Raw genomic sequence first — 13,000 nt, forward strand, 5'->3', positions numbered from 1 at the left:
TTTCGGGGATAAAATTATTGGACTTACTGCTAAATCAACTTCTCGATTTGAGACAGATCCTGTCAATTTAGGGACAAAAGATACTGATCCGCAGGACAATGGTGCGTTGTAGGCTCATGAGCACAGGTTTTTCGGAACCAGCGCATAGAATGAACAGTCATGTTCCGTAAGAATCAGGACAGCTTCAGAAACGGGTAAGCCTTACTTATGAGAATGGTAGAATGTGCTTCGGGTCGTTTAAGGATACACTGGTAACTGTTTCAGCCAGGCCAGATTGAATCGATAGTGCTGGCTACTGCTGACCAGATGAATCAGGTTGTCGGGTGTTTGCGTAATCGCCAGGTAGCCTTTAGGTTCGGCGTGGGTGGCGTCCATATCAAAAGCACCTGTCCAGGCTCCGCCATTCAGGAATCGGTAGTTTCCATCGGTTAGCAGTTTCTTCACCGGCCAGGTTTTACCCTCATCGTATGATAAGGCAGCATACATGCCGTACCCTTTCATTGTTTTGCCTGATTCACCCGTAAAAAGCAGTCCGTTCTTGCCTTCATTCGCTTCATCGGGATGATGTGTAAAGGAAATTAGCAGCAATGGCCCTTCATTGAGCCGAAACAGAACCAGCCGCTGACCACTCCAGACCGGAGGAAATTCAGAAGCCTGGTACGTCCATGTTTTACCCATATCGTGCGATACACTCATCGGCATCCGTGGGCCACTCGAATCGGGACCGGGCAGATCGTCTTTGCGGCCAAGAGCTAATAGGCTACCGTCTTTCAACTGGACGACACCCGCATGAATACCCGCAATCAAACCGCCCGTTGCTCCATTCTGATACTCCGGCTTTTGTGGGTCGGTATAGGGGTTGATCCAGGTTTGGCCACGGTCTTTACTAACGTGAATGGCGGTTCCACCGGTGGGCCCTGGGTCGGCATCACCCGCCTGGATAAGCCAGCCCTCCCGCGTCTGAAGTAGTCCGGCAATAACCTGATTTCGTTTTGTGTGTTCGGGATCGGCCAGTCGGGGAGCTGACCAGGAAGCCCCATTATCGTGGCTTTCCCGGAAGGTGATGGCCAGATTTTTCCAGTCTCCGTCAGTTTCAACTCCGTTAAGGTGAAAGATTGTGCCCTTCCCATCGTGTAGAAGCGATGTGCCGGTCATATTGCGGTCAGGGACTTTAAAAAACTCGGATGGCTCATCCCAAACCTGTTTACCAGATCGTAACCGACTCCCAAGAATGGTCATCTCCCGGCCTGATTCTTCGTTCGTAGAAAACCAGGCTGCTAGCATATCCCCATTCGGGCACCAGGTAATGGCCGGACAGTGGTTATGGGAGAAAAAGGGAATACCGGCTGTACAAACGGGTTTATTGACGTAGCGAATAGGCTCCATAAATATGGGCTTTGTCGAGGAAACAGTTTTCCAGACGAACGGCTTCTGAGCCACCTGTTGCATAACCGCTGTTGCTGGTTCTGCCGGAAGGGGAGTAGAGGTAACGGCTTCGGCCTGCACAACCCGGAAACCGACCAGCCAGCTTTTGTCGCTGGGGAGCATACCCAGTCGGTTCGACGAACGCAGATAACGGACGGGTGTTCCATGACTACCTCCACGCGTTACACGATACAGCCCACTGATTCGTCCTGTCGGATTGATTTGCTCCCCAGCCCGGTAGGGACCATACCAGTCAGCACACCATTCTTCAACGTTACCGTGCATGTCGTGCAAACCAAACGCATTGGTCGGACTCTGCCCTACCTGCAACGAAACAACTACCGGATCGCGGTCAGTTTTCTGGCTCTTGTGGTAAGCAGTCGCAAGTTTACTACCGGTCGAAAAATCCGAGGTGGTACCGGCGCGGCAGGTATATTCCCACTCCGCTTCAGTGGGAAGTCGATAAGGTTTACCCTCTTTCTGGGTGAGCCACCTGCAGAATGCCAGGGCTTCGTCATAAGTGACAAATACAACGGCTTCGTCATCGGCTTTCGAGAATCCCATTTTACCTCTCAAGGTTTTATGAGCCGGATCGAACGCTTCATACTGCGCATTCGTAACTTCAGTAACTGCCATCAGAAATGGCATTGTAATACTGACTCGGTGCACCGGTTGTTCATCCGCATCTTCTCCATCGCGTTCAGAACCCATATGAAAGACGCCTGCCTGAATCGGAACCAGGCGCATTCCTATTGAATTAGTCGATTGACTGAAGGCTATTTGAGAAAGTAGCGTGAAAAAGAAAAATAGTCTGATCACTGTTCGTAAAGGTTTCGGTTTTAGGAAGGAAATTGGAATGAAAGAGATCAACGTAACGAAAATTTACTCACAGATGAACAAAGAACAGGTGTTTACCGAAAAATAGTTTAGCCTGAGTGAGTAGTGAAAACTAGACTGGTGAGTCCCCTGCTTCTTTTGAGCGAAGATAATCTGGAATAGCTTCCTGAGCACGCAACGGCGTAGCGTTAACAGTTGCCAAAGGCTGATTCACCATATCGGCGTCTACGCTCCGAAGTTTAAGCGTATCGCTTAGTTGCAGTTGGAGTAATGCCTTCAATTCATTGCGTAATGCCGGGTCATAGATGGGAAAACCAACCTCGATCCGACGATTAAGATTGCGGTTCATCCAGTCGGCCGACGAGAGGTAGATTTCTTCTTCGCCCCCGTTAGTAAACAGCAGCACCCGCCCATGTTCCAGGTACTTATCGACTAGTCTGAATACCTGGATCGTCTCACTCAATCCGGCTTTACCGGGAATCAGGCAACAGATACCGCGCACGAGCAAGTCGATACGAACACCCGCCTGGCTGGCCTCGTAAAGTTTATCGATTGTCTTTTTCTCTTCCAGTCCGTTCATTTTGAGGCAGATATAAGCCGGTCTACCTGCGCGATGGTGCTCAATTTCGCGGTCGATCAACGATAGCCAGTTCTCTTTCATGCCAAATTGGGCGACCAGCAGGTGACGGAATGATTTAGGCTGCTTGCGGCTTTTAAGATACGTAAAGACTTGACGGAGTTCGCGCCCGATGCCGCGATGGGCTGTAAAGAGGCCGTGATCGGTGTATACTGTTGCGGTATTTTCATTGAAATTACCGGTCGAGAGATAGCTATAGGTGTGTTTTCTTCCATCGGCTCCCCGGCGCGTGATCAGGGCAATTTTGGCATGGACTTTAAGGCCTGGTAGACTGTAAATAATGGTAACCCCGGCTTCCTGCATCCGGCTTGCCCAGTTCAGGTTATTGGCTTCATCGAACCGGGCTTTTACCTCTACAAACACGGTCACTCGTTTGCCATTTCGGGCCGCACTGATGAGTGAATTTGCCAGTAGAGACGAGTTCGCCAGCCTGTATAAGGTTACCCGAATACTGATAACGTTTGGATCGACGGCCGCTTCGTTGAAAAAACGCAGGACGTAATCAAACGTTTGATACGGATAATGCAGCAGTAAATCCTGCTGATGAATTTCATCCACAAGGGTTTCGGCAAGTTCAAGTTGAGCAACCTGCATCGGTTTTACCGACGGATTTTTCAGGCGCGGGGCCAGTGGGTTGGGAAATTTGAATAGATCATAGAGGTTATGGTAACGACCTCCTTCTACCAGTTCTGCTGTTTGCAGGCCGAAGGTAGTACGCAAAATACCCAGCATGTCGGCATCCATCGTGCTATCGTAAAGGAATCGAACGGGATGGCCAATTTTGCGCTGTTCGAGCTGGTGTCTGATTTTCTCGATCAGATCGCCTGAAAACTCATCATCGATCAAGGCATCTTCATCGCGGTTGAGTTTTATGCTGTAGCACGATATGACATCGTATCCTTTAAATGCCAGGGATAAATTTTGTCGAATAATTTCATCGAGTGTAATGATAAACTGTTGACCATTCACGGGCGACAGCACCGTGTAACGAGACAAGTTGTCGGAGGGAATATTGACATAGGCATAGGTGTAGCCTGCCTGAGGAGCCTGACGATCCTGCAACCGAATGGCAAAATACAATTGTCGGCTGGGCAGAAAAGGATGCGAAGGATTGGTCAGGTAAACAGGTTTGAGATAGGCAAGAACCTGACTCTGGAAGTAATGTCGAACTTCGCGCTGGTGTTCGCCCAATAAAGCCTGACCCTGGTAAAGTGTGATTCCGTTTGCCTCCAGTTCGGGTACTATCTGGTTCGAAAAAATTCGCCCACATTCCTGTTGCTGAGCCAGAGCAATCCCGGCAATCTGCTGCAATAATTCGGCCGGGTCACCGTCTACGACCGTTTCGACCTGGCGGGCTTTTAACAGTAATAAATTTTGTAGACCGGCAACTTTTACCCGAAAGAATTCATCGAGGTTCGATGAGAAAATAGCCAGAAAATTTATGCGCTCGTAAAGGGGAAGGGTGGGATCGGCCGCTTCACTTAGAACACGCTGATTGAACGAAAGCCAGCTAAGTTCACGCGGTTGATAGGGGAAGGTATGTTTCATGCCTGAAATTAGAGCGATAAATTGATTGTCAGGCACCCCTTGTGTTAACTTTATGCTAATTGCCAGAGCATAATATCTTTACTTATGCCTTTGAGGTGTTTAGCACCAACACAGAGCGCACTGTCGGGGCAAGCGGGTAGATCATCTATAACTTCCTGACTAACCAGGAGTTGTGAGTTGCATTCTTTGTTCAGTTGCTCGATGCGTGACGCCTGAATGACAACCGTACCCGTAATGTTGTACTGCTGGCGGTTTTCGGTCCCGATATTACCGACTACCGCATCCCCCGTTTGAATTCCGATTCCGACCGAGGTTTGAGGAATTATACCATTCTGATTTGCTTCGACAATGGCATCGAGAATGGCAAGGCCAGCTTCAACTGCCCGTTCGGCAGGATTGTTAACGGCCAACGGAGCTCCGAATGTAGCCATACAACCATCTCCCAGAAACTGATTCACAATGCCGCCGTTTTGCCGGATAACCGTTGCGACAACATCAAAAAATGCACTTTGGTAGGTAATAACCTCGTCGGGGGTGTGGGTATCAGCAAAATTGGTGAAGTTGCGGATGTCTAAAAACAGGACAGCCACTTTCCGGTGACTGGCTTCCAGCCCGCCTTTTTGGGCCAGAATAGCCTCTACCACTTCGGGCGATACCTGCTGGCCGAACAGTGTCCGAATCTGCTCCCCCGTTTCCATCCGCTCGATAGAAAGCTGGATCGTTTTGCGGATCTGCCGGGCTACGTATGCTGCTCCGGCACCCGTCAATATCATTATGATTGTTTTCAGCGCATAAGGAAAGGTTTCTGTCAGGTAAAAGCTCAGCTCTGTCACTTGATCAGAACCGGGTTCCAGTAAGTAAAGGCTTAGTGCATAGAACTCAAGTCCGGCTAGCCCACCGGTCCAAAGCGATACGGTCGAGCTAAGACGGAGTGTTGAGAGGGTAATAAAGATAAAATAGAGATAGGCAATAGGCGAGAGCAACATCAGAATCGGGTGATCTAACGACTTACTGACCAAGTATATCGCTGTAGTCAGAACAGTGATTTCGATCGTTGCATTCCCGAATTTAGCAAAGTAAGCCGCGGCCGGTCTTGGCCAAAGTCGTCGCATCCCCAACGTTTGCCAGACCATGATCTCATAGACGAGCATACCGCCCATATAGGTCGCCAGCTGTATCGAAATATGATGACCAGTAACTTCACCAATGGGTACATTTGCAAAGGGAATAGTAACGCCGTAGAGCACAAAGCCAAAAGCAAACAAAATAGCCAGTACACTGGCTCGCTGTCGTTCACGCAATACGCTTTCCTGCTCAAACTCCTGTTGGAAATAAGTGAGGGTAGGCTGATGGTATCGATGCTTGAACATAAGCTTTACGGGTATATGGTTGTATCCTAAATTAATAGCGGGTCAAATTCCTACAAATAAAGTTATGTTCCCAACCTGTTGTGATGGAGCGCCTTTAAACTGGGGTGTAATCAACTTTTCGCTGAATGAAATTCCCAATCGATTATGCATCAGTACGCCCCCATACTCAACTTGCATGAATGCATGATTCAGAAGGTTGCTATTAAGTACATAATCGGCTTGCTTGTGGGTGAAAATTCCACCCTGTAAAACCGAATCGTTCATCACAAAGCGAATAGTCGGTCGTACGAAAAAAAATAGCTGAAATTTGCGGTAGGAGTTTAACCGCTGATTACTGGTTTTGCGTTCGTAGTTCGAAAAATAATCGCTGAACAGGCCAGCTCTGACGATAAGGCCAGCGTTTAAGTTGTTACTTAGGGTACCAAGATTTGTGCTTAGCAAGCCCAGAACTTGCAAATTAGCTGAAGGTTGCACCAACTGCTTCTCATACTGGATCAGGTAATTGATGACAACATCGGTCGGTAGCTGATGTTGCCAGCCCTGCGGTTTGTCAAAACCCAACTGCCGGTGAATCCAAAGCTGAAGTTCTTCGCCCAAAGCAGCCTTTCCCAGTACACCCAAACCCAGTTCGGTTGTCAGGCGTTGTTTGTTTTCCGGGTCAGAAGAGGTGAGGGCGTGGGTAGCGTATAGCGTAGCGGTGTACGGTCGATCGCCCTTTATGATTGTCTTTTTTTTGATATCGGTTGGTGTGTACATCAGATGGGTGAGTCCGATGCTATACATATTATTGACCTGACCCGCTAACGGAATCAGAAGGGCGCTCAAAAAACGTCGCTTCGTCTGTTTGGTATAAAATACGTCAATCCGAGTGCCATTCGTATATTGCCGGTCACTAATCTCCCGTCGGGTGTTTAGACCATCATTGTCTTCACTAACCCGGATCAGTTGAAGGGTGTTTCGTTGCGCCAGTGCCGGGTACGTCAATAAAAAGCCCAGCATTAAACAAGTCAGGCGATTTAAGGCATTGGTGGCCAGGGTAAGTCTAAATGCCACGTCGGGGATATAGGTGTTCAAACAGCCTGCGAATTTGCTGTATTTGATTCAACAAATCAACTGTTTTCTGAACACAGCTACTTCGAATGCCCGAGTGAAGTTATGATGGGTGCATCCTCAGTAATCAGGTATTGGTATTTCATCGATACACAGATTCAGGGCTAAAATGGATGGATGGATTGCAAGAGCCAGAATGAGACAAGAGCCAATTTGGCCAATTCAATTTGAAAGGAATTCGGTTGTACTAATTTTGTCGTATAGCTTTTTGAACCATATGCACCAAACATTACTGCTTTGCCTGTCACTCATGCTGGCCGTTTCCCTGTTTGTGATGTTGGGTCAGCGGTTACGAATCTCCGCACCAATTTTTTTGGTCGTGAGTGGTTTAGTCGTCAGCCTCATTCCAGGGATTCCACGTATTGTCATTGATCATGACCTGATTTTCCTGATTTTTTTGCCGCCTTTATTGTACGAAGCCGCCTGGTATACATCCTGGAAGGAGTTCTGGCGGTGGAGACGTATCATCGTAGTACTGGCTTTTGGGTTGGTCATCGTTACGGCTTCTGCGGTTGCGTATATGTCAAGTGCCTTCATTCCGGGTTTTACACTGGCGCTTGGATTCTTGTTGGGAGGTATTATTTCGCCACCCGATGCAGTGGCGGCTACTTCTGTTCTCAAAGGAGTTAAAGTTTCGAAACGATCCGTCAGTATTCTGGAAGGTGAGAGCCTGGTAAACGACGCATCGAGTTTAGTTGTCTTTCGATTTGCACTGGTTGCCGTTCTGTCCGGGTCTTTTGCCTGGAAGAGTGCGGCTGTCGACTTCTTTTTTGTCACACTCATGGGCATACTGGTTGGGTTGGCAATTGCAGGAATTTTTTATGTCATTCATCGATGGATGCCTACCACAACGCGGGTAAGCATACTATTGACCTTTATGGCTCCTTATTTCATGTACCTAACGGCCGAAGAGTTTGAGGTTTCGGGCGTGATGGCCGTTGTGAGCGGAGGGTTGTTTCTGTCGTACCATAGCCATCAAATTCTCAACCATAGCGCCCGCATTCAAGGGACGGGTATGTGGGCAACTGTGGTTTTTGCCTTAAATGGGTTAGTGTTTATCCTGATCGGTTTAGAACTGCCCGTCATAATTGGTGGGCTGGGCGATTATTCGAAAAAAGACGCTATTCTATACGCCATCATGATTACAGCCGTGGTCATTGTTACCCGAATGGCCGTTGTCATGTTTTCGTCATTATTTACCTGGTTTATTGGACGATACATTACCGTTGCCGATCGAAATCCGGGATGGCGTGGGCCCATAATTGTTGGCTGGGCAGGTATGCGTGGCGTTGTATCGCTGGCATCGGCGTTATCGATTCCACTAACCCTGGACAATGGAGAGCCATTTCCTCATCGAAATCTGATCCTGTTCATCACGTTTGTTGTAATTCTGGTCACGCTGGTTTTTCAGGGATTAACGTTACCCTGGGTTATTCGGAAAATCAATTATAAGGACCCCGACAACCGCGCGCCGGAAGAAGAACAGGAATCGGCCATCCGGCTAAAATTGCTGCAGACTGCGCTTGCCGAATTAGAGGAAAAGTATGGGAACGAAATTGGTAGTAATGACCTGATTAGTAATTTGAAGGCTCGAATGAAAAATGATTTTCAGTCAACGAAACATCATTTGAACTCATTGGAAAGCGATGGGGGGAAGATAGACGAATACAACCGGGCGATGACCGATATAGTTTCTGCTAAAAGAAGAGTGTTACACCAGCTTCGCAGGCGAGAAGAGTTTGACGATGAGGTAATTCGTAAGGAAGAGGCACGTATCGACCTGGAGGAAGAGAAACTAAATCATCCCATTCATTAAGCATATTGTGCATTCGGGATAATACGATGACTGGATGGCTGAACAGCTGATTTTTACCGGGACTTCCACCGATTCAACTCCGGTGATTCAGTAAACCAGCTCAGGCTTTCGAGCAACCATTTTGTATTAGAAAAAGGCCCGATCGCACTGTGCGATCGGGCCTTTTTATTGCAAATTCTACCTATCAACCGAACGAATTAATGTGTTTCTGGAAGATAGCTTCGTATTTATTGGCTGCGGCTGTTTGTTTAGCTTCCTTACAAGCCTCTACGATCGTCTGTAAGACATACAAGTCAGCATCGGGATTGCCGAACCGATTGCCGGTTTTGTCGTATGTCAGATTCTGATCGGCGCGGGAAGCCATTGTATCCGCAATTTCGAGCGCCTTTTTCGAGTCACCGACCGTGAACAGGAACCGTACGTAATTTGACGAAATCTGGTCATACGGAATGCTCTTGTCCGGAATCACCTTCAGCGAATAATCCAGCACTTCACGGGCTTTGTCTTTCTTGCCCTCGCGAATTAGCTGATCGGCCAGACGGAAGAAGGCAATGCGGGCTGAAATTACCGGCGGTCCTTTGTAGGTTTCATCGTAATAAACATCCGGATTGTCGAATTCACGCCAGAAGGTTTTCTTCAGCATGTTGTTGTACATGATGTCGGAGTTGACATAGCCGTCGGTAGCACCCGGTACGGCAACGGGCATAAGCCGATACGCGTACCCTTCCAGCTGCATATAATTCTTCAGACTCAGGTAGTTATCGCTGGCCAGTGTACTCGAAAAATAAATCGGACGCTTCCAGTTATTGGTTGCAATCATATCGAGCATGATCAGGTCCGGCTTGTAGAGATCCTTCTTACCAATTGTCCACTGCAAGGTATCTTTCACCATTGGCCGTAACATTGCCGGAACAAAGTTCGACTGATCAAGTGCCGCCTTGTCGATAGGCAGAAACAGCACCGACGAAGGAAGCACGCTGGTCATATCACCACTGGTCAGGGGCACCTGAATGGCCGGACTGTTGGTTTTGATCAGGTTGATATACTGTTTCAGGTCGATCCCGTTTTTCACTCCCGGCACTTCATAGAACGGTACGATGTCATTTTTGCCTTTATTGAAGTTGTCGAACTCCAGGGAAATTGGCAGCGCATCCGATTCGTAGGTCTTCCGTTTCATCTGCTGAATATACCATTCAGTACCAAGCAGGCTCAGGTTGCAGACACGAACGTCACGTCGGAAACCTTCTACCTCCTGCACGTACCAGAGCGGGAACGTATCGTTGTCGCCACCCGTAAACAAAATCGCATTGGGGGCACAGGAATTCAGCAGGTTTTTGGCGAAATCGACCGACTGATAACGGTGGTTCCGATTGTGGTTATCCCAGCTTTTGGCTCCCATCATAATGGGCATGAGCAGCGCCAGACCAACAACCAGACCATTACGAACAGTATCGGATTTGAGATAGGCTCGTAATCCTTCGGCAATGGCCATCACGCCCAGTCCAATCCAGATCGCGAAGAAGTAGAACGAACCCACATAAATATAGTCACGTTCGCGCGGTTCCGATGGGGGCGAGTTCAGGAAGACCTGGAGCGCAATCCCCGTAAACAAAAACAACAAGCCAACAATGAGGAAGTCGCGACGACGACGGAAATACTGGAACACAATACCGAAAAGACCGAGCATGAACGGCAGCATGTAGAAATTGTCGCGCGCTTTGTTGGTCTTCAGCAAATCGGGCGCATTCTGATCCGAAGACCAGGGCAGGAGGTATCCTGCACCCTCTTCATCGCTCTCACGACCGGCGAAGTTCCACATCAGATAGCGCCACCACATGTGCCCTAACTGATAGTCGAACATGTATTTCAGGTTATCGCCCATGGTTGGCTTTTGCCCTTCGGCTAAGCCAAGCATCTGACGATAGAGCTGAGGGTGATTTTGCTGGCTACTGTATACCCGTGGGAACAGCATTTCATCGCCGGGTGCATAGACGTACTCTGGCTGATGGTCGAAGATAACGTATTTATTGCCTTCTTTCTTCCACATAGGAGCGCCCTGTTTCTGGTCGATAGGCCGGGCCGTAAAGACCGGCCCGTAAAGCAGCGAACGACTCCCGTATTGTTCACGGCGCAGGTACGACAGGAAATTTAAGGCGTCACTGGGGTCATTTTCGTTAATCGGAGGATTGAAATCGGCCCGAACAAGTACCTGCATATAAGATGCGTAACCGATCAGCACAAACGCCAGCGCTAATAAAGACGTATTAAGAACGGCCCGTTTCTGCTTTACTGACCAGATTATACCATACGTCACCGCTCCGAGGAAAACAATGACGAAGAAAAACATGCCGGAGTTGAAAGGCAGACCGAACGAGTTGACAAACAACCGTTCAACGGCAAAGGCCATTCCAGGTAAGCCAGGAATGATACCCGAGTTGATAATACCCAGAATAATTAACCCAACCGTAAATGCAGCGGCACCCCCCCAAAAGGTTGGTTTGGGGTATTTTTTGAAATAATAAATCAGGGCAAGGGCTGGAAGGGTTACCAGATTCAGCAAGTGAACACCAATCGACAGGCCGGTCAGATAAGCAATGAGAACCAGCCAGCGGTTAGCCGCAGCTTCATCTTCAATGCGCTCCCACTTGAAAGCGGCCCATACAACAATGGCTGTAAAGAATGATGACATGCCATATACTTCAGCTTCAACAGCCGAGAACCAGAACGTATCGGAGAAGGTGTATGCCAATGCACCAACACCACTTGTACCAATGACCAGCAATGTGTCGGCGGTTGAGTACTCACTCTCTGGCTTGTCCAGAAGTTTTTGGGCGAGCATGGTGATGGTCCAGAACAGGAACGCGATCGTGAACGCGCTGGCCAGTACCGATGCCATGTTGATCCAGTAAGCGACATTGGTCAGGTTACCTAACGAAAGCATGGAGAAAATTCGTCCCAGCAACAGAAAGAATGGCGCACCCGGCGGGTGAGGTACCTGAAGTTTAAACGAACACGCAATGAACTCGCCACAGTCCCAGAAACTGGCTGTGCGTTCCACTGTACTCGCATACGTAAAGAGTGCGACAGCGAAAACAAGCCAGCCCGTGAGGGTGTTCAGGCGTTTGAAAGACTGCATATAGGTAAAGATTAACTGACTGCTTTTGTGTGTAGCCGCCAAAAATACGCAAAAAAGCGGGCCAACCGGGTCAGTTCGAGTTGTTAAAGTTTGTTAAGTAAAAAATAGTGAACTGTCTTTTGTGAGAACAGGCGAACCAATATGGGTTTAAACTTACTAATAAATTTCACCCCGTGCTGCCTTGAGTGTGTTCTGCATCAGCGAACAGATGGTCATCAGCCCTACACCACCAGGAACGGGTGTAATGAAACTTGTTTTTGGGGCGACTTCATCAAACTTGACATCGCCTTTTAGCGCAAATCCACTTTTCTTGGTGGCATCCGGTACACGCTCCAGACCAACATCGATCACAACGGCGCCATCCTTAACCATATCGGCGGTTATAAACTCAGATCTGCCGAGAGCCGCCACCAAAATATCGGCCGACCGGCAGATTTCGGCAAGGTTCTGTGTGCGGCTGTGAGTGATTGTAACCGTACAATTGCCGGGATACGTATTGCGCTGCATCAGAATCGACATTGGTAAGCCCACAATCTGGCTCCGTCCCACTACCACGCAGTGTTTGCCTGCTGTTTTGATGTCATATCGCTTGATCATTTCCAGCACACCCTGTGGAGTTGCCGAAATGTATGCGGGCAAGCCTTTGGCCATGCGGCCGATGTTGATCGGGTGGAAACCGTCTACGTCTTTAGCCGGGTTGATGGTTTCCATCACGCGGTCGGGGTTAATATGGTCGGGTAGGGGAAGTTGAACGATCAGACCGTCCATGTCCGAATTGTCATTCACTTCACGTACTTTGGCCAGTAGGTCTTCTTCTGAAACCGACGGATCGAAGCGAATAAGCGTCGACTTCATGCCTACTTCTTCGCAGTTTTTCATTTTAGAAGCCACGTAGGTTTCTGAGGCCCCGTTATTTCCTACCAGAATAGCGACCAGATGCGGAATTTTACCGCCCTGCTCGCGTATCTGTGCGACTTCAGCCGCGATTTCCTGCTTGATTTGTGCTGAAAGGAATTTACCGTCAAGGAGTTGCATAGATATCTTAGTGTTCTTTGTGCCTTCGTTATTTGCATTGTCCAGGAGAAATCAACAGAACACAACGCTCATAAAGAAGGCACAAA

The 13,000-nt window shown here is 48.5% G+C and carries 7 protein-coding genes; 1 reads left to right on the forward strand and 6 read right to left on the reverse strand.

Annotated elements, in window-relative coordinates; genetic code table 11:
• Positions 1–237 precede the first annotated feature (237 nt).
• The 4 genes from G8759_RS15735 to G8759_RS15750 form a co-directional block, all read right to left on the reverse strand.
• A complete protein-coding gene (locus tag G8759_RS15735) occupies positions 238–2,244 on the reverse strand; it encodes an SUMF1/EgtB/PvdO family nonheme iron enzyme (RefSeq protein WP_232074271.1) in 2,007 nt (668 codons plus the stop codon).
• A gap of 130 nt (positions 2,245–2,374) precedes the next feature.
• Complete coding sequence (gene ppk1, locus G8759_RS15740; protein ID WP_167209545.1) at positions 2,375–4,447, reverse strand: polyphosphate kinase 1; 2,073 nt, start codon at positions 4,445–4,447, stop codon at positions 2,375–2,377.
• Between the two features lie 50 nt (positions 4,448–4,497).
• A complete protein-coding gene (locus tag G8759_RS15745; RefSeq protein ID WP_167209547.1) occupies positions 4,498–5,817 on the reverse strand; it encodes an adenylate/guanylate cyclase domain-containing protein in 1,320 nt (439 codons plus the stop codon).
• Positions 5,818–5,859: 42 nt separating this feature from the next.
• Positions 5,860–6,891, reverse strand: a complete 1,032-nt coding sequence (locus G8759_RS15750; protein ID WP_167209549.1) for a lipid A deacylase LpxR family protein — start codon at positions 6,889–6,891, stop codon at positions 5,860–5,862.
• 253 nt (positions 6,892–7,144) lie between these two features.
• On the opposite strand from G8759_RS15750, the gene G8759_RS15760 reads away from it, so the two are divergent.
• Positions 7,145–8,743: a Na+/H+ antiporter gene (locus tag G8759_RS15760; protein ID WP_167209551.1), complete on the forward strand. Its 1,599-nt coding sequence runs from the start codon at positions 7,145–7,147 to the stop codon at positions 8,741–8,743.
• Positions 8,744–8,927: 184 nt separating this feature from the next.
• Here G8759_RS15760 and G8759_RS15765 read toward each other — a convergent pair whose 3' ends face one another.
• Positions 8,928–11,879 (reverse strand): glycosyltransferase family 117 protein, encoded by a 2,952-nt coding sequence (locus G8759_RS15765; RefSeq protein WP_167209553.1) that lies wholly within the window; start codon positions 11,877–11,879, stop codon positions 8,928–8,930.
• 156 nt (positions 11,880–12,035) lie between these two features.
• Positions 12,036–12,914: a bifunctional 5,10-methylenetetrahydrofolate dehydrogenase/5,10-methenyltetrahydrofolate cyclohydrolase gene (locus G8759_RS15770; protein WP_167209555.1), complete on the reverse strand. Its 879-nt coding sequence runs from the start codon at positions 12,912–12,914 to the stop codon at positions 12,036–12,038.
• Positions 12,915–13,000 lie beyond the last annotated feature (86 nt).

This window comes from Spirosoma aureum (assembly GCF_011604685.1).
Classification (GTDB): Bacteria; Bacteroidota; Bacteroidia; order Cytophagales; family Spirosomataceae; genus Spirosoma; species Spirosoma aureum.